Raw genomic sequence first — 17,799 nt, 5'->3', positions numbered from 1 at the left:
GATTAAGGCGCATTTTGTTGAAAAATCACGTTAATTTGCCGACAAGGGAGGTCCGCCGCCTGAAATTCATTAATGCGTGTGGACAAGTGGTATTTTTTTGGTATTGTTCGCTCAATCGGAGGAAAATGCATGGCCGAGACGCGCACCGAAGCGCTCCACCAGAATGCCGAGGGGCTGGATATCCAGGCCCCCGAAACCATTCTGGCGTTCCTGGCCAACGCCCAGATCGAGGCCGGCAAAGCCGTGCACGGCGCCATTCCGGCGATTGCCGTTGCCGCCGAACTCATCGCGAAGCAATTGAAGAGCGGCGGCAAGCTCGCCTATGCGGCGGCCGGCAGCTCCGGCCTGATGGCGGTGGCCGACGCGCTGGAACTGCCCGGCACCTTCGGCATTGCGCGCGACCGCATCGCTATCCTCATCGCCGGCGGCGACGACGCCTTCCGCACGCTGGCAGGCGGGCCGGAGGACGACACCGGGGAAGCGTCGGCAGCGGTTGCCGCGGCCGCCATCGGCAAGGGCGACTGCCTGATCGCCATCTCGGCCAGCGGCTCGACCCCTTATGCGGTCCAGGCGCTCCAGGACGCGCGGCGCCGGGGCGCCGCCACCATCGCGATTGCCAACAACCGGGGCGCCGTCCTGTTCGAGCAGGCCGACGTCGCCGTCCTGCTCGAAACGCCGCCTGAGCTGATCGCCGGCTCGACGCGTATGGGCGCGGGCACCGCGCAGAAGATCGCGCTCAACATGCTTTCGACGCTCACCGCCATCCATCTCGGCCATGTCCATGACGGCTATATGGTCAATCTCACCGCCGACAACATCAAGCTGCGCGACCGCGCCGTGCGCATGGTCGCCGCCATCAGCGGCAAGAGCCGCGAAGACGCCGCCCGCCTGCTCGAGGAGAGCGGCGGCGTCGTCAAAACCGCCATTCTGCTCGCCGCGGGCGCCGCCAACGCCGACGCGGCCGACAAGATACTGGAAGGAACCGGCCAGAAGCTTCGGCCGGCGCTTTCCGCGCTGGGGCATGATCCCGAAAAGTGGAACCCGCTTTTCGGAAAAGATCATGCCCTAACAAAGAGGTAGGGCCCTTTTCATCCCGATTTCCATCGGGGTGAAACGGGCTTGCGAGGGGAGCAAGGGGCGCTGAGCCTCTGTTCTCAAAACCGAACCTGAAAAAGGTCAACAGGGAGACTGAAGATGAAGACCAAACTACTGACGGCCCTTCTGCTCGGCACAAGCATCCTCGGCACGACCGGGATGGCGCTGGCCGAGGACGTGACGCTCAACATCGAAAGCTGGCGCGGCGACGACCTGACCATCTGGAAGGACAAGCTGATCCCGGCTTTCGAAGCCAAGAACCCCGGCATCAAGGTGGTGTTCGCGCCTTCGGCGCCGACCGAATACGACGCGGCCCTCGGCGCCAAGCTCGCCGCCGGCTCGGCGGGCGACCTGATCACCTGCCGCCCCTTCGACAAGTCGTTGGAACTGTTCAAGAAGGGCAACCTCGCCGACCTGAGCTCGCTGCCTGGCATGGAGAACTTCTCGCCCGTCGCCAAGGCCGCCTGGCAGACCGACGACGGCAAGTCGAGCTTCTGCGTGCCGATGGCCTCGGTCATCCACGGCTTCATCTACAACAAGGATGCCTTCGACAAGCTCGGCATCAAAGTGCCGCAGACCCGCGACGAGTTCTTCGCCGCGCTCGACAAGATCAAGGCGGACGGCACCTATATCCCGATGGCCATGGGCACCAAGGACCTCTGGGAAGCCGCGACCATGGGCTACCAGAATGTCGGCCCGAACTACTGGAAGGGCGAGGAAGGCCGCCAGGCGCTGATCAAGGGCGAGCAGAAGCTCACCGATCCGCAGTGGGTCGAGCCCTTCAAGGAATTGGCCAAGTGGAAGCCGTATCTCGGCGACGGCTTCGAGGCGCAGACCTATCCGGACAGCCAGAACCTGTTCACGCTCGGCCGCGCCGCCATCTACCCGGCCGGCTCGTGGGAAATCGGCCTGTTCAACACCCAGGCGCAGTTCAAGATGGGCGCCTTCCCGCCGCCAGTCGAGAAGGCCGGCGACACCTGCTACATCTCCGACCACACCGACATCGGCATGGGCCTGAATGCGGCATCGAAGCATGCGGAAGAGGCCAAGAAGTTCCTCTCCTGGGTCGCCTCGCCGGATTTCGCCACCATCTACGCCAACGCGCTGCCCGGCTTCTTCAGCCTGAACTCCTCGCCGGTGAAGATGGAAGACCCGCTGGCGCAGGAGTTCGTCTCCTGGCGCGGCAAGTGCAAGTCGACGATCCGCTCGACCTACCAGATCCTGTCGCGCGGCACGCCGAACCTCGAGAACGAGACCTGGGTTGAATCGGCCAATGTGATCAACGGCACCGACACGCCGGAAGCCGCGGCCAAGAAGCTGCAGGACGGCCTCGACAGCTGGTACAAGCCGGCGAAGTAAGAGCATCGATTGCGATACCGGCCGGGCTCGGCCCGGCCGGCATTCAAACAGTTCCCGATAGCGATTGTCGGCGCAGCCTCCCGGTCTTACCCTCGCCGTGCGGGGAAGACGGAGCCGATCTGTCGCTGGCCTTGTCTTTCTCCTCAAGGGGACAGCCAAGCCGTGCATCGAGGCATCAGCTAGCATCAACCGACCTGGAACCCAGAGACGGCGGGGAACCGAACTCATGGCTACCGAACTCATGGCTGCAGAAACGCGACCGAAAAGAGCGATCCGCTGGCATGTCGGCGTCTTCCTGGCGCCGGCGGTGCTGGTCTACACCGCATTCATGATCCTGCCGCTGTTCGGCACCCTCCAGCTCTCGCTATTCCGCAACATCGAACAGTCCCAGGTCTTTGTCGGACTGGGCAATTTCCGCACGCTGTTCGGCGATCCGAACTGGTCGGTGAATTTCTGGAACGCGCTGAGGAACAATGTCTGGTTCTTCATCATCCACATGCTGGTGCAGAACCCGATCGGCATCCTGCTCGCGGCGCTTCTTTCCAGCCCCAGGCTGCGCTTCACCGCCTTCTACCGCACGGCGATCTTCGTGCCGACGATCCTGTCTTTCGTCATCGTCGGTTTCGCATGGAAGCTGATCCTGTCGCCGATCTGGGGCGTGGCCCCGCATCTGATGGATTTCGTCGGGTTGAAGAGCTTTTTCACGCCGTGGCTCGGCAAGGAGCAATATGCGCTCACCGCGCTCAGCCTGGTCTCGGTCTGGCAGTTTGTCGGCATCCCGATGATGCTGATCTATGCAGCACTGCTGTCGATCCCCGACGAGGTGATCGAGGCGGCCGAATGCGACGGCGTCACCGGCATGGCGCAGTTCTGGAAGATCAAGCTGCCGCTGATCCTGCCCTCGATCGGCATCATCTCGATCCTGACTTTCGTCGGCAACTTCAATGCTTTCGACCTGATCTACACGGCGCAAGGGGCGCTCGCCGGGCCGAACTATTCGACCGACATCCTCGGCACCTTCCTCTACCGCGCCTTCTTCGGCTTCCAGCTGCAGGTCGGCGATCCCAACATGGGCGCGACTATCGCCACGATCATGTTCCTGATCATCCTCGCCGGCGTCTGCGTCTACCTGTTCCTCGTGCAGACGCGCCTGCGTCGCTACCAGTTCTGAGGCGCGTCATGAGCACAGCCACCCGTTCGCTTCCCCGCGCCGTCGGCGCGCATGCGATCCTTTTGACCTACACCGCGATCGCGCTATTTCCTGTGATCCTGGTGGTGATGAATTCGTTCAAGTCGCGCGCGGGCATTTTCGGCGCGCCGCTGACGCCGCCGACACCGAAGACCTTCGACCTGATCGGCTACACCACCGTGTTCGGCCAGGGCGACTTCATCCACTATTTCCAGAACAGCCTCGTCGTCACCGTCGCCTCGCTGTTCTTCGTGCTTCTGTTCGGCGCGATGGCCGCCTTCGCGCTGTCGGAATACCGCTTCCGCGGCAACACGATGATGGGGCTCTACCTCGCGCTCGGCATCATGATCCCGATCCGCCTCGGCACCGTCGCCATCCTGCAATTGATGGTGGCGACCGGACTGGTCAACACGCTGACGGCGCTGATCCTGGTCTATACCGCGCAAGGCCTGCCGCTGGCGATCTTCATCCTTTCGGAATTCATGAAGCAGGTGTCCAGCGACCTGAAGAATGCAGGCCGCATAGACGGGCTGTCGGAATACACGATCTTCTTCCGGCTGGTGCTGCCGCTGGTGCGTCCGTCCATGGCGACCGTCGCCGTCTTCACCATGATCCCGATCTGGAACGATCTGTGGTTCCCGCTGATCCTGGCGCCTTCGGAGGAGACCAAGACGGTGACGCTCGGCGCGCAGCTCTTCCTCGGTCAGTTCGTCACCAACTGGAACGCGATCCTGGCGGCGCTGTCGCTGGCGATCCTGCCGGTGCTGATCCTCTATGTCATCTTCTCGCGGCAGCTGATCCGCGGCATCACGTCGGGAGCGGTGAAGTGAGCCGCAATAGCCAACTTTTGATAGGGCTGCGCTTCACCCTCTCAGGAAAAAATGGAGCAGTCAGGTGAGCGATAAAACCTCTCTTCGTGTCGCAAATCCTCTACGGGTAGTCGTCGCCGGCCTCGGCAATATGGGCCGCAGCCATGCGCTCGCCTACCACAGCAACCCAGGCTTCGAGATCGCCGCACTCGTCAACCGTTCCGACGTGCCGCTGCCGGACCGGCTCGCCGGCTACGGCATAAGGCGCTCCTTTGACGACGCGCTGCGGGACGAGAAGCCGGATGTCGCGGCGGTCGCCACCTATTCCGACAGCCATGCCGACTATGCGGTGCGGGCCCTAGAGGCCGGCTGCCATGTCTTCGTCGAGAAGCCGCTGGCGACCACGGTTGCCGACGCAAAGCGAGTCGTCGATGCCGCGAAGGCCAACGGCAAGAAACTGGTAATCGGCTATATCCTGCGTCACCATCCGTCCTGGGTGCGGCTGATCGCCGAGGCGCGCAAGCTCGGCGGCCCATATGTCTTCCGCATGAACCTCAATCAGCAATCCTCCGGCCACACCTGGGAGACGCACAAGCAGCTGATGCAGACGACGTCGCCGATCGTCGATTGCGGCGTGCATTATCTCGACGTGATGCTGCAGATCACCGATTCGAGACCCGTCGAAGTACGCGGCATGGGGGTGCGGCTGAGCGACGAGGTGGCGCCCTCGATGTACAATTACGGGCACTTGCAGGTGCTGTTCGAGGACGGCTCGGTCGGCTGGTACGAGGCCGGCTGGGGGCCGATGATCTCGGAAACGGCCTTCTTCGTGAAGGACGTCATGTCGCCGAAGGGCTGCGTCTCGATCGTGATGAAGGAGGGCGTCAGGTCCGACGACATCGACACCCATACCAAGACCTCGACGATTAGGCTGCATAGCGCGGCGACTGGGCCGGACGGCAAATTCGCCCGGGAGGACCAACTGCTGTCGATGGAAGGCGAACCGGGCCACCAGGAGCTTTGCGACCTCGAACAGGCCTTCCTGCTCAAGGCCATCCGCGAAAACATCGACCTCACCCGCCACATGGACGATGCCGTGAAATCGCTCGCCGTCTGCCTTGCCGCCGACGAGAGCGTGCGCAGCGGCAACGCCGTAAAACTCTAGAACAGGAACGACGCCGTGGGCTCGCTGAAGATCGAGAATGTGAAGAAGGCTTTCGGGCCGGTCGAGGTGCTGAAGGGCATCGACCTCGAAGTGACGGACGGCGAGTTCGTCGTCTTCGTCGGCCCGTCCGGCTGCGGAAAATCGACGCTGCTGCGCGTCATCGCCGGCCTGGAAGATTCGACCTCCGGCCGCGTGCTGATCGACGGCACGGACGTTTCCGTCACGCCGCCGGCCAAACGCGGCATCGCCATGGTGTTCCAGACCTACGCGCTCTACCCGCATCTGACGGTGAAGAACAATATGGCGCTTGGCCTGAAGCAGGCCGGCACGCCGGCGGCCGAGATCGAGCGGCGCATCAAGATCGCCTCCGCGATGCTGTCGCTGGAGCCCTATCTCGAGCGCCGCCCGGCGGAACTGTCGGGCGGCCAGCGCCAGCGCGTCGCCATCGGCCGCGCCGTGGTGCGCGAACCGAAGCTGTTCCTCTTCGACGAACCATTGTCCAACCTCGATGCCGCGTTGCGCGTCAACACCAGGCTCGAGATCGCGCAGCTGCACCGGCGGCTGAAGGCGACGATGATCTACGTCACCCACGACCAGGTCGAAGCGATGACGCTGGCCGACAAGATCGTGGTGCTCAATGCCGGCCGCATCGAGCAGATCGGCAGTCCGATGGAGCTCTACAATTCGCCGGCCAACGAATTCGTTGCCGGCTTCATCGGCTCGCCGAAGATGAATTTCATCGACGGCGCCAGGCTGGGCGAGACGGCCAAGACCATCGGCGTGCGGCCGGAGCACGTCACCGTCGACGCGACGTCGGGCGCCTGGAAAGGCACGGTCGTGCATGCCGAGCATCTCGGTGCCGACACCAACCTCTATCTCGACTGCGAGAAGGCCGGGCTGATCACCGTGCGTATCTTCGGCGTCTACAATGCCGAGCCGGGCGCGACCCTCTACGCGACCCCGGATGCGGCGAAGACGTATCGGTTTGGAGCGGATGGGAAGGTGCTGAGGTAGCGCCGGCTTCCCCTTCTCCCCTTGTGAGAGAAGGTGGCCGCGAAGCGGCCGGATGAGGGGTGTTGGAAGGGATCTCGTCGCGGCAGAATAAAGCGTGGGATATCTTCAATCTTCAAGGCGGCACTCGGCTGGACCACCCCTCATCCGTCTCGGCGCTGCGCGCCGATCCACCTTCTCCCACAAGGGGAGAAGGGATCGTCGCACCTTACTCGTCCGCTTTGAACGTCTGCTTCTGCTGGCCCAATCCCTCGATGCCGAGCTCGACGACGTCGCCGGGCTTCAGGAACACCGGCGGCTTCATGCCGAGGCCGACGCCGGGCGGGGTGCCGGTGGAGATGATGTCGCCGGGATGCAGCGACATGAATTGGCTGAGATAGGCGACCAGATATTTCACGCCAAAGACCATGGTCCTGGTCGAGCCGTTCTGCATCGTCTTGCCGTTGACGGTCAGCCACATCTTGAGGTTCTGCGGGTCGGCGACCTCGTCTTTGGTGACCAGCCAGGGGCCGGTCGGGCCGAAGGTGTCGCACGACTTGCCCTTGGTCCACTGGCCCTGGCGCTCGGCCTGGAAGGCGCGCTCGGAGACGTCATGCGCGACGCAATAGCCGGCAACATAATCCAGCGCGTCGTCCTCCGAGACATACTTCGCTGTCTTGCCGATGATCACGCCGAGCTCGACTTCCCAGTCGGTCTTGACCGAGCCGCGCGGGATCAGCACGTCGTCATCGGGCCCGACGATCGCCGAGCTTGCCTTCATGAAGATGATCGGCTCCGGCGGCACGGTGGCGCCGGTCTCGGCGGCGTGATCGGAATAGTTCAGGCCGATGCAGATGAACTTGCCGGTGCCGGCGACGCAGGCGCCCAGGCGCGGCTTGCCGGGAACCACCGGCAGCGACTTCGGATCGAGCTTCGAAAGCATCTCCAGCGAGGCCGGATGGAGCGCCGTGCCGGCGATGTCGGCGACATGAGCCGAAAGGTCGCGGATCGTCCCATCCGCATCGAGCAGGCCGGGCTTTTCGCAGCCAGCTTCGCCATAGCGCAACAACTTCATCTCAACGTTCTCCACCTTGCGGCCAAGGGCCGGTTTTGCAAATTCCCATCGAAGCCAGCGGACCGTAGTTGCCGACCCCGTCCACGGCAAGCAAGCCTCGCTGCTATGCCGACCAAATCGTCGAGATTTTCAGACGTTTCGATCCGACCGCCCCACCGATATCCGAGCCTCTCGTCAGATCGACCAGCCGCCATCGATATTATAGGCCTGCCCCGACGTGTAGGTTGCGCCGGCAAGATAGACGGCGAGATCGGCGATCTCCTCCGGCGTGCCAAGCCTGCCCATGGGCTGGCGGGCGATGAAGGCCGCGCGCGCTGCCTCATAGTCGCCCTGGGCATGCATGCGGTCCTGAAGCGACGGGCTTTCGACCGTGCCCGGGCAGATCGCGTTGCAGCGTATGCCCTTGGCGACATAATCGGCGGCAACCGCCTTGGTCAGGCCGACCACGGCTGCTTTGGTCAGTCCGTAGACGAAGCGGTTCGGCACACCCTTTTGCGAGCTTGCCAGCGAGGCCATGTTGATGATCGAGCCGTCGCCGCGCTCCAGCATGCCGGGCAGCACGGCGCGGATGGTGCGGATCATCGAACGGACATTGAGGTCGAGCGCGAAGTCGAGATCCTCGTCCTTCATCTCGAGGATGGAGCCGCCATGGACGAAACCGGCGCAGTTGAACAGCACGTCGACTTGGCCGATCTCGGCGAAGGCAGTAGCGACGGCCGCATCGTTCAGCACATCGAGCTTGCGTATCTTGATGCCAGGCGTCTTGCCCAGCTCGGCCAACAGCGGCTCGTTGATATCGGTGGCGTGAACGGTCGCGCCCGTCTTGGCGAAAGCCAGCGCGCTCGCCCGGCCGATGCCTTGCGCCGCCGCGGTGACGACGACCACCTTACCTGCCAGATCCGCCATGCTTTTCTCCTCACCTGCCTGGTGCGTCCGCGTCTATTGATGGCCAGTCCGGGCGTCATGCGCCAGACCGTCAGCACCGTACGGCCTAAGTTCTTGCCCATAGATAAAGATGTTTTTTCTGGTTAAAGAACACCCGCACAAGCGTCAAGCCCGAACGCCATCACCTTCGCGGCAGCTGCTTTAATGCATATAGTCTGTCGCGGCGCAAGGACTTGTACGACAACCGGGCAACAAGTTCCGCTGTCCTGGACCATTCGGGCACGCCGCGCTTCGTAAGCGATCAATCGCCGTAAGGCACCCAGACATTCTTGACCTCGATGGCGCGGCGCAGGAAGACCTCGCCTGCCGCCTCCCCCGAGGCCCAGTCGAGGCTACGACCATTGCCGGTCCAGACGCGCTTGAGGTTGCCGATGGAGTCGGCCTCCGCCTTGGCGCAGGTGTCGGCATCGGCGAAGACCCAGAGCCCGTCGACGTCGTCATGCTTGGCCAGCACGCCGGCAAGCTCGGCGCCGCGGCCGGTGACGATGTTGATCGCGCCGGCCGGAATGTCGGAATATTCGATCACCTGGTAGAGGTCGGTGGCCAGCAGCGGGTGGCGCTCCGACGGGACGGCAACAACCGTGTTGCCCATGGCAAGCGCCGGCGCGACCAGCGAGATGAAGCCCAAAAGCGGCTGGTTGTCCGGCGCGACGATACCGACGACGCCGACGGGCTCATGCAGCGCAAGTGTCACGACACGGGCCGGCGGCTGGTGCACGCGGCCTTCGAACTTGTCGGTGAGGCCGGCATAAAGGAACAACCGCTCGATCGACTGCTCGACCTCTTCGCGCGCGGCCTTGGCGCCGACGCCGGTGAGTTGGACAAGGCGCGCGGCGAACTCGTCGGCGCGGCCCGACAGGTTCTCGGCGAAGTAATAAAGCACCTGGCTGCGGTTGAAGGCCGTCGCCTCCGGCCAGGCCTTGCAGCCACGCGCGGCTGCGACGGCGTCGCGGATATCCTTGCGGTTGCCGAGACCGACTTCGCCTGCCAGCTTGCCCTTGGCGCTGGCAATGGCGATCGAGTAATTGCCATCCGGGCGCACCTGCTTGCCGCCGATGAACAGTTTTGCCGTGCGGTCGATGGCCAAGCCGTCGGCCTGCTCGACCGGCTGGGCCGAGCCGGCCGAGGCCGGCTTGATGGCGGGGCCGACCGGCAGCTTGGCGGCGAGATATTCGAACATGCCTTCGCGGCCGCCTTCACGGCCAAAACCGCTTTCGCGATAGCCGCCGAAGCCGCAGGCGGCGTCGAACATGTTGGTGCCGTTGACCCACACCACGCCCGCCTTCAGTTGCGGCGCGACATGCAGGGCCAGATTGATGTTCTCGCTCCATACCGAAGCGGCCAAGCCGTAGCGCGTGTTGTTGGCAAGCTCGATCGCCTCCTCGGTGTTGCGGAAGCTCATCGTCGCCAGGACAGGGCCAAAGACCTCTTCCTGCGCCAGAATGTTAGCCGGCGACACACCCGTCGCGAGCGTCGGCAGGTGATAATAGCCGGAGGATGGCAAAGCGGCGTCCGGCTGCCAGCAGACCGCGCCCTGTTTCGCCCCCTCGGCAATGAGACCCTTGACGCGGTCGAGCTGGGTGCGGTCGACAAGCGGGCCGATATCGGTGTTTTTGTCGAGCGGGCTGCCGACGCGCAGCCGGCTCATCCTGACCTTGATCTTGGCGATCAAGGCTTCCGCAACGCCTTCCTGCACCAGCAGACGCGAGCCGGCGCAGCAGACCTGGCCCTGGTTGAACCAGATGCCGTCGACCAGACCTTCGACGGCGCTGTCGAGATCGGCATCCTCGAAGACGATGAAGGCCGACTTGCCGCCGAGCTCCAGTGAAAGCTTCTTGCCCGACCCGGCGGTGGCCTTGCGGATGATCTTGCCGACTTCCGAAGAGCCGGTGAAGGCAATCTTCTGGATGCCGGGATGATTGACGATGGCCGCACCGGCCTCCGGTCCGCCCTGGACGATGTTGACGACGCCCTTCGGCACGCCGGCACGCTCGCAGATCTCGGCGAACAATATAGCGGTGAGCGGCGTGAATTCGGCCGGCTTCAGCACCACCGTGCAGCCCGCGGCCAGAGCCGGCGCTATCTTCCAGGCCAGCATCAGCAGCGGGAAATTCCACGGGATGACCTGGCCGACGACGCCGACCGGCTTGTGGTCGGGAAAATCCTTGTCCAGCGTCTGCGCCCAGCCGGCATGATGGACGAAATGGCGGATCGCCAGCGGCACGTCGATGTCGCGGCTTTCGCGGATCGGCTTGCCGTTGTCGATCGATTCCAGCACCGCGAACAGGCGCTGGTGGCGCTGCATGGCGCGGCCGATGGCATAGAGCACTTTCGCGCGGGCGTAGCCCGAGGATGCCGACCATTTTGGCAGCGCCTTTGCTGCCGCCGCGACCGCCGCGTCGATATCGGCGGCGCCGGCATCCGAGATCTTGGCCAGAAGCTTGCCGGAAGACGGCTCGCTGGTGTCGAAAGTCTTGCCGCTTGCCGCCGGCTTCCAGCCGCCGTCGATGAACAGCGCCTTGGAGAAATCGCGTGCGGCGAGCCAGGCATCCGCCTCATTGCGGGCCTCCGGCGCCGGGCCGTATTCCATGGCGTGATAGCGTTCGAGGATGTTCATGGGGCGCACTCGTAGCCTACGCCATTGCGTGGCGATGGTTGGCCGAATAGTGGCCGGTCAAATGATGTTCGAGCTGGCGCTCGATGTCGGTGAGTAGGCTGGAGGCGCCGAAGCGGAACAGGTCCGGCTCGAGCCAGGGACGGCCGAGCTCCTCCTTCATCAGCACCAGCCAGTCGAGCGAGACTTTTGCCGTCGAAATGCCGCCGGCCGGCTTGAAGCCGATGAGATAGCCGGTCTCCTCGAAATAGGCGCGGATGGCGCGCACCATGGCAAGGCCGACGGGAAGCGTGGCGTTGACGCTCTCCTTGCCGGTCGAGGTCTTGATGAAATCGGCGCCCGCCGTCATCGCAACCATCGAGGCGAGCATGACGTTGCGCAGCGTGGCGAGGTCGCCGGTGCCAAGAATGACCTTGAGATGCGCATCGCCGCAGGCGGCGCGCATGGCGACGATCTCGTTGAACAGCTCGCGCCATTTGGCGCCATAGACCAGGCCGCGCGGAATGACGACGTCGATCTCGTCGGCGCCGTCCTTCACCGATGCTTCGATCTCCTGCAGGCGCGTGGAGAGCGGCGCAAGGCCGTGCGGGAAAGCAGTCGAGACGGCGGCGACATGGATGCCGGTGCCGCGCACGGCGTCGACCGCGGTGGCGACGAAGGGATGGTAGACGCAGATCGCCGCCGGACGGATCGCCTCGCCTGATATGCCGAGGCCCTCGACGATATCGCGACGCAGTGGGTTGATCGCCTTGGCGCAAAGCCGGCGCACGCGCTCGTCGGTATCGTTGGAGTTCAGCGTGGTGAGGTCCATGCAGGCGATGGCGCGCAGGAGCCAAGCGGCCTGGTTGTCGGCCTTGATCGAGCGCCGCTTGGTGAGCGTCGCGACGCGACGCTCCAGCGCCGAGCGGTTGACGCTGCGCACCGATTCCAGAAAGCCGAGATCAAGCTTCATGCCGGGGTTGCGGGCGATGCCGTGTTCCAGCGGCAGCGGCGTGTTGGCGGCGGCGCGCGCCGGCAGCGGCATCACCTTGGGCGCGCCTGCGCCGGCCTCGCGGATCGTGCTCATCTCCTGCCCTTTCACTCAGCGCCTTTGCGCTTTTATGCCTTCGTGGGTGTCATTGGGTGGCACGAACGAAGATAGCCCGTGAAGCGATGCTTCACGAGTCTTTCAAAGGGTCATAGCGCAAAAAGCCCGCTCAGGCAGCAGATTTTTGACCGTATGGTCAAAACATCATGCTGGGTAGGCGCTCCATGCGTTGGAGATTGGCCGAAATGCCCATCCCTTCGTCATACTCGGGCTTGACCCGAGTATCCATGCCGTGACCTCTGCCGCAGAGTGCAACGGTGCAGAATTCCGTAACCGCCGCAATGCCTTAGCGTAACGGCATGGAGGGTCTGCGCGCGTCGCTCCGCTCCTTGCTCCGCCCTAGAATGACGAAGCGCGAATGCCGTCGCTAATCTCAGACGCCTCCAACAGAGCAGGCGGACCGCGATATGTCTCAGCCGACGAAGGCGCGCTCGACGACGAAGCTGGCCGGATGGCTGAGCGAGCCTTCCTGGAAGCCGAGGCTTTCGGCGAGTTCCTTGACGTCCTTCAGCATGTGCATCGAGCCGCAGATCATGATGCGGTCGGTCTCTGGGTTGAGCTTGTCGATGCCGAGGTCGGAATAGAACTTGCCCGAGCCGATCAGCGCGGTGATGCGGCCCATGCGCGCCGATTCCTCGCGGGTCGTCGAATTATAGAGCGTGACGCGGCCGCCGGTCAGCTCGCCGATCAGCGGATCGCTTTCGAGCGCCGCCACCAACTCCTGGCCATAGGTGAGCTCGGCATTGTCGCGGCAGGTGTGGGTGAGAATGACCTCGTCGAACTTTTCGTAAGTATCGGGGTCTCGCAGCAGGCTGGCGAAGGGCGCGATGCCGGTGCCGGTCGAGATCATGATCACGCGCTTGGCGGGCGTCAGCGCGTCGAGCACCAGCGTGCCGGTCGACTTCTGACGCATGATGACGGTGTCGCCGACCTCGATCTTCTGCAGCTCGGACGTCAGCGGACCGTCCGGGACCTTGATCGAGAAGAATTCGAGCTCGTCGTCCCAGGCGGGGCTCGCGACCGAATAGGCGCGGAAGATCGGCTTCTCGGCATTGGGCAGGCCGATCATGACGAACTCGCCGGAGCGGAAGCGCAGCGACTGCGGCCGGGTGATGCGGAAGGAGAACAACCGATCGGTATAATGCTTCACCGACACCACGGTCTCGGCATAGACATTGGCCGGGATCGGGAACTGCAGCGGCTTTGCGCCGGCGACGTTCAACGCGGATGTCGTGTTCATTCCAACCCAACTTTCCGGCCCAGATGAAACGCACTGGGCGCCAAACCTTCTCGTGCGCGCCCGAACGGTCAGGTTCCGACGTGCTCCCTGCACACTGTCAAGCGGTAAGCTCTTGTGTCCGGAATTTATTAGTATACAAATGATCTCCAGGTCAAGATAGCAGCGTAAAACGCCTTTCCAAACCGAGGCATATCCGTAGTCCTGGCATTTCGGGTTTCGGCAATGAATGAGAAATTTTCGGCGTCGGCGGGAAACGTCGTGGCTGGCATCGATGTCGGCGGAACCTTCACCGATCTGCTTTTGATCGACGGCAAGGCGGGCGGCAAGGTCCATATCGCCAAGAGACCGACCACGGTGGAAAACCAGGCCTTCGGCGTCGTCGCGGCACTTGGCACCACCGGTTTTCCGATCGACGGCATCGACCTCATCGTGCATGGCACGACGACCACGACCAACGCCGTGCTGGAACGTCGCCTGGCGCGGACCGGCATGATCACCACCCGAGGCTTTCGCGACGTGATCGAGCTTGGGCGGCGCACGAGGCCGCAGGCCTATGGGATGACGGGCACTTTTGTCCCCGTCATTCCCCGTGACCTTCGGCTTGAAGTGTCGGAGCGGGTCGAGGCGTCGGGCGCCGTGCGCATTGAACTCGACGAAGCCGAGATGCGCGATGCGGTGAAGGCGCTGCTCGACGCCGGCTGCGAGTCGCTGGTCATCCATTTCCTGCACTCCTACGCCAACCCGTCGCATGAGCGGCGTGCGGCAGAGATAGCGGCGGAGCTCTGGCCGAACGGCCACATCACCACCGGCCATGCGCTGCTTTCGGAAGCGCGCGAGTTCGAGCGCGGCGTCACCGCGGCGGTCAACGCCTCGGTGCAGCCGATCCTGGAGCGCTATGTCGAGCGGCTGCGCAAGGAGCTGGCGGCAAAGGGCTACGCCCGCGACTTCCTGATCATGAACGGCAATGGCGGCATGATCTCGGCCCGCTTCGTCACGCTGGAATCGGCCAAGACCGTGATGTCCGGCCCGGCGTCGGGCGTGATCGCCGCCGCCTATACGGGAAAACGCGCCGGCTTCGGCAATCTCGTCACTTACGACATGGGCGGCACCTCGACCGACGTGGCGCTGATCCGCAACGCCGAACCTGCCGTGTCGAACGAGATCGAGATCGAATATGCGATGCCGATCCATGTGCCGATGGTGGCGGTGCACACCGTCGGCGCCGGCGGCGGCTCGATCGCGCGCGTCGATGCGGCCGGGCTGATCCAGATCGGCCCGGAAAGCGCCGGCGCCAACCCAGGCCCGATCTGCTACGGGCGCGGCGGCATCGAGCCGACCATCACCGACGCCAATCTGGTGCTCGGCCGCCTGGCGCCGAAGAAATTGCTGGCGGTCGACAATCCGGTCACGGTCGAGCGCGTCACCGGGATTTTCGAGGACAAGATCGGCAAGCGCACAGGCCTCTCCGGCGTCGAAGCGGCGGGTGCCGTCTTGAGGCTCGGCAACATGAAGATGGCGGGCGCGATCCGCATAGTGTCGGTCTCGCGCGGCCACGATCCGCGCGATTTCGCGCTGTTCGCCTTCGGCGGCGCCGGACCGCTGCACGCGACGGCGCTCGCCCGCGAGCTCGGCCTGCCGAGGGTGCTCGTGCCGGCGCGCCCGGGCATCACCAACGCGCTCGGCTGCGTTGTGGCCGATCTGCGGCACGACTTCGTCAACACAATCAACCAGCCGGTCGGCGGCCTCGATGAAACCGCGCTTCGCGAGGTGTTGGAACGGCACCGTAACGAAGGTGAGGCGCTGATTGCCAAGGAAGCGGTGAAACCCGACGCGATCCGCGTCACCCATTCGGCCGACATGCAGTTCGTCGGCCAGACGCACATCATCAACGTGCCGCTGCCCTCCTCGTCGGTTTCACGAGAAACACTGCAGCTTCTGTTCGAAAAAGCCTATTTCGCGCGCTTCAAGGTCGAGTTGCCGGAGATCCGCGCCAACCTCGTCAACCTCAACACATCGGTTACCGGCGTGCGGCCGCAGATCGACCTGTCGCGGCTGATCGACCCCGCAGGACGTGCCGCCACGCTCGAGGAGGCGCGGCGCGAAATCCGGCCGGTCTGGTATCACGGGACCTGGCACGACACGCCGGTCTATGCCCGCGAAAAACTGCCGCTCGATATAACAATCGAGGGTCCGGCGATCCTGGAACAGATGGATGCGACCACCGTGCTCGAACCCGGCGACCGGGCGCGCTCGGATGCCGACGGCAACATCATCATCGACATCGGTGAGGGCTAAGATGGCAAAGCTCGATACGATCACGCTTTCGGTGCTGCAGGCGGCGCTGCAGCAGGTCTGCGACGAGATGGACCTGACCTTCTCGCGCGCGGCCTTCTCGCCGGTTATCGCGGAAGCCAATGACCGTTCGGACGGCATCTATTCGGCCGTCGATGGGTCGCTGATCGCGCAGGGCAGCCAGGGCCTGCCGGTCTTCGTCGGTGTCATGCAATACTCGACCAGGACGGTGATCGCGATGATCGCCAACGGACGATGCCTGCCGCCCGAGCCCGGCGACATCTACATCGTCAACGACCCCTATCTCGGCGGCACGCATCTGATGGATGTGCGCTTCGTCATGCCGGTCTATCGCGGCGGCAAGATCTTCTGCTGGCTTTCCAACACCGGCCACTGGCCGGATATTGGCGGCTCGGTACCGGGCGGCTTCTCCGCTTCGGCCACGGCGGTCGAACAGGAAGGCCTGCGCCTGCCGCCGGTAAAACTATTCAAGCAGGGCTCGCTCGATCCGGAAATCTACGCCATCATCTGTTCCAACATCCGCGTCGCCGACCAGCGCATCGGCGACATCCGCGCGCAGGCTGCGGCGCTGCTGATCGGCCAGGACAGGCTCAACGAAATCCTGGATCGTTACGGGGACGAAACCGTCGTTGAGGCCATTGCCGAACTTCGCCGCCGCGCCGCTGAGCAGATGCGCGCCTCGATCGCCGTGATCCCGGACGGCGTCTACCGCTCGCAGGCCTTCGTCGATTCCGACGGCGTGGTGAACGAGCCGCTGACCATCAATCTCGCCGTCGAGAAGCAGGGCGACACGCTGACCTTCGACTTTGCCGGCTCATCGAAACCCTGCGCCGGACCGATGAACAGCGTGCTGGCGACGACGCTGTCGTCGGTCTATCTGGCCATGCGGCATATCTTCCCGGAAGTGCCGATCAGCGCCGGCGCTTTCGAGCCGCTGAACGTCAAGCGGCCGGAAGGCACGTTCCTCGACGCCAAATATCCGCGCCCGGTCTCGGGCTGCGCGGCGGAGGTCTCGCAGCGCATCGCCGAAGCCGTATTCGCCGCGATGGTGCAGGCGCTGCCGGAAAAGGTGACGGCGGCGCCCGCCGGCTCCAGCGGCAATTTCGCCCTCGGCGGCAACGATCCGGCGCGCGGGCGCGACTATGTCATGTACCAGATCTCGGGCGGCGGTTATGGCGGCAATGCCGGCCATGACGGGTTGAGCAATGGCTGCTCGACGATCGGCATTTCGAAATCGCCGCCAGTCGAGATCATGGAACAGGCTTTTCCGGTGCTCTACCGGCATTACGCCTTGCGCGAAGGCTCCGGCGGCGCGGGAAAACATCGCGGTGGCTTCGGGCTCGCCTATGAAGTCGAGCTATTGCGCGGCGAAGCGCGCGCATCATTCGTCATGGATCACGGCCGCTTCGGGCCGCAAGGCGCGCTCGGCGGCAGGGACGGCGCGCCGAACAGCGTCACCGTGTTCCGAGGCGGCGAAGCGCATGTGCCGCCGCATCTTTCCAAGGAACAGGACATCGCGCTCAAGGCCGGGGACCGCGTGCGTGTCGGCACGCCCGGCGGCGGCGGTTACGGCGATCCGCGCGAGCGCGACCCGAAGCTGGTCGCCGAGGATGTCAGGCTCGGGTACTATACGGCTGAGCAGGCCAGGGAGATGTTCGGGGTGGACGTGTAGGCGGACGGCTAACGATCGATCGAAGGTGCCGACACGCTTCCGTCGAGTTCCTTCACACCCCCCTCTGCCCTGCCGGGCATCTCCCCCGCAAGGGGGGAGATTGGCAGTTTCAGCCTTGGCGCTCTCTCTTCAACGCCGGAGATTTGCGAAGGCCGAGATGACATCTGATCTCCCCCCTTGCGGGGGAGATGGCCGGCAGGCCAGAGGGGGGTGCTGTCCCGCCGGCGCAAAAAGGTGTCACCCTCT

The 17,799-nt window shown here is 64.1% G+C and carries 13 protein-coding genes; 8 read left to right on the top strand and 5 right to left on the bottom strand.

Annotated elements, in window-relative coordinates:
- The first annotated feature begins 129 nt into the window (after nucleotides 1–129).
- The 6 genes from LB520_RS15190 to LB520_RS15165 all read left to right on the top strand — a co-directional run bounded on the left by LB520_RS15190 (nucleotide 130) and on the right by LB520_RS15165 (nucleotide 6,631).
- The gene (locus tag LB520_RS15190) at nucleotides 130–1,080 is read left to right on the top strand and encodes an N-acetylmuramic acid 6-phosphate etherase (RefSeq protein WP_224638025.1); all 951 of its coding nucleotides are present in this window, start codon (nucleotides 130–132) and stop codon (nucleotides 1,078–1,080) included.
- A gap of 114 nt (nucleotides 1,081–1,194) precedes the next feature.
- Nucleotides 1,195–2,454 (top strand): ABC transporter substrate-binding protein, encoded by a 1,260-nt coding sequence (locus LB520_RS15185; protein ID WP_095768147.1) that lies wholly within the window; start codon nucleotides 1,195–1,197, stop codon nucleotides 2,452–2,454.
- A 241-nt stretch (nucleotides 2,455–2,695) separates the two neighbouring features.
- The gene (locus tag LB520_RS15180) at nucleotides 2,696–3,625 is read left to right on the top strand and encodes a carbohydrate ABC transporter permease (RefSeq protein WP_224638125.1); all 930 of its coding nucleotides are present in this window, start codon (nucleotides 2,696–2,698) and stop codon (nucleotides 3,623–3,625) included.
- Nucleotides 3,626–3,633: 8 nt separating this feature from the next.
- Complete coding sequence (locus tag LB520_RS15175) at nucleotides 3,634–4,473, top strand: carbohydrate ABC transporter permease (protein WP_224638024.1); 840 nt, start codon at nucleotides 3,634–3,636, stop codon at nucleotides 4,471–4,473.
- Nucleotides 4,474–4,603: 130 nt separating this feature from the next.
- Complete coding sequence (locus LB520_RS15170) at nucleotides 4,604–5,617, top strand: Gfo/Idh/MocA family protein (RefSeq protein ID WP_263483734.1); 1,014 nt, start codon at nucleotides 4,604–4,606, stop codon at nucleotides 5,615–5,617.
- Nucleotides 5,618–5,632: 15 nt separating this feature from the next.
- The gene (locus tag LB520_RS15165; RefSeq protein WP_140686978.1) at nucleotides 5,633–6,631 is read left to right on the top strand and encodes an ABC transporter ATP-binding protein; all 999 of its coding nucleotides are present in this window, start codon (nucleotides 5,633–5,635) and stop codon (nucleotides 6,629–6,631) included.
- A gap of 205 nt (nucleotides 6,632–6,836) precedes the next feature.
- On the opposite strand, the gene LB520_RS15160 is transcribed toward LB520_RS15165, so the two are convergent.
- The 5 genes from LB520_RS15160 to LB520_RS15140 all read right to left on the bottom strand — a co-directional run bounded on the left by LB520_RS15160 (nucleotide 6,837) and on the right by LB520_RS15140 (nucleotide 13,568).
- Nucleotides 6,837–7,682: a fumarylacetoacetate hydrolase family protein gene (locus tag LB520_RS15160; RefSeq protein ID WP_224638022.1), complete on the bottom strand. Its 846-nt coding sequence runs from the start codon at nucleotides 7,680–7,682 to the stop codon at nucleotides 6,837–6,839.
- Nucleotides 7,683–7,856: 174 nt separating this feature from the next.
- Nucleotides 7,857–8,588, bottom strand: a complete 732-nt coding sequence (locus tag LB520_RS15155) for an SDR family oxidoreductase (RefSeq protein ID WP_224638021.1) — start codon at nucleotides 8,586–8,588, stop codon at nucleotides 7,857–7,859.
- Nucleotides 8,589–8,868: 280 nt separating this feature from the next.
- Nucleotides 8,869–11,244, bottom strand: a complete 2,376-nt coding sequence (locus tag LB520_RS15150; protein ID WP_224638020.1) for an aldehyde dehydrogenase family protein — start codon at nucleotides 11,242–11,244, stop codon at nucleotides 8,869–8,871.
- Between the two features lie 16 nt (nucleotides 11,245–11,260).
- Nucleotides 11,261–12,307 carry a deoxyribose-phosphate aldolase gene (gene deoC, locus LB520_RS15145; RefSeq protein ID WP_224638019.1) on the bottom strand — a complete coding sequence of 349 codons (1,047 nt, stop codon included), beginning with the start codon at nucleotides 12,305–12,307 and terminating at the stop codon, nucleotides 11,261–11,263.
- 433 nt (nucleotides 12,308–12,740) lie between these two features.
- Complete coding sequence (locus LB520_RS15140) at nucleotides 12,741–13,568, bottom strand: ferredoxin--NADP reductase (RefSeq protein WP_224629680.1); 828 nt, start codon at nucleotides 13,566–13,568, stop codon at nucleotides 12,741–12,743.
- Nucleotides 13,569–13,790: 222 nt separating this feature from the next.
- Between LB520_RS15140 and LB520_RS15135 the strand changes: the two genes are divergently transcribed.
- Together LB520_RS15135 and LB520_RS15130 are read left to right on the top strand one after the other, a co-directional pair.
- On the top strand, nucleotides 13,791–15,863 hold the full coding sequence (locus LB520_RS15135) for a hydantoinase/oxoprolinase family protein (RefSeq protein ID WP_224638018.1): 2,073 nt from the start codon (nucleotides 13,791–13,793) through the stop codon (nucleotides 15,861–15,863).
- Between the two features lies 1 nt (nucleotide 15,864).
- A complete protein-coding gene (locus tag LB520_RS15130; protein ID WP_224638017.1) occupies nucleotides 15,865–17,553 on the top strand; it encodes a hydantoinase B/oxoprolinase family protein in 1,689 nt (562 codons plus the stop codon).
- Nucleotides 17,554–17,799 lie beyond the last annotated feature (246 nt).

The organism is Mesorhizobium sp. CA12 (genome assembly GCF_020165255.1).
Lineage (GTDB): Bacteria > Pseudomonadota > Alphaproteobacteria > Rhizobiales > Rhizobiaceae > Mesorhizobium.
Note: the sequence above shows the minus strand (reverse complement) of the source record. Positions and strands in the feature narration are given on the sequence as shown.

Excerpts from the sequence above, each read along its gene's own strand:
- LB520_RS15190 (WP_224638025.1), top strand. The coding sequence starts at position 130 with ATGGCCGAGACGCGCACCGAAGCGCTCCACCAGAATGCCGAGGGGCTG.
- LB520_RS15185 (WP_095768147.1), top strand. The coding sequence starts at position 1,195 with ATGAAGACCAAACTACTGACGGCCCTTCTGCTCGGCACAAGCATCCTC.
- LB520_RS15180 (WP_224638125.1), top strand. The coding sequence starts at position 2,696 with ATGGCTGCAGAAACGCGACCGAAAAGAGCGATCCGCTGGCATGTCGGC.
- LB520_RS15175 (WP_224638024.1), top strand. The coding sequence starts at position 3,634 with ATGAGCACAGCCACCCGTTCGCTTCCCCGCGCCGTCGGCGCGCATGCG.
- LB520_RS15170 (WP_263483734.1), top strand. The coding sequence starts at position 4,604 with ATGGGCCGCAGCCATGCGCTCGCCTACCACAGCAACCCAGGCTTCGAG.
- LB520_RS15160 (WP_224638022.1), bottom strand. The coding sequence starts at position 7,682 with ATGAAGTTGTTGCGCTATGGCGAAGCTGGCTGCGAAAAGCCCGGCCTG.
- LB520_RS15155 (WP_224638021.1), bottom strand. The coding sequence starts at position 8,588 with ATGGCGGATCTGGCAGGTAAGGTGGTCGTCGTCACCGCGGCGGCGCAA.
- LB520_RS15150 (WP_224638020.1), bottom strand. The coding sequence starts at position 11,244 with ATGAACATCCTCGAACGCTATCACGCCATGGAATACGGCCCGGCGCCG.
- deoC (WP_224638019.1), bottom strand. The coding sequence starts at position 12,307 with ATGAGCACGATCCGCGAGGCCGGCGCAGGCGCGCCCAAGGTGATGCCG.
- LB520_RS15140 (WP_224629680.1), bottom strand. The coding sequence starts at position 13,568 with ATGAACACGACATCCGCGTTGAACGTCGCCGGCGCAAAGCCGCTGCAG.
- LB520_RS15135 (WP_224638018.1), top strand. The coding sequence starts at position 13,791 with ATGAATGAGAAATTTTCGGCGTCGGCGGGAAACGTCGTGGCTGGCATC.
- LB520_RS15130 (WP_224638017.1), top strand. The coding sequence starts at position 15,865 with ATGGCAAAGCTCGATACGATCACGCTTTCGGTGCTGCAGGCGGCGCTG.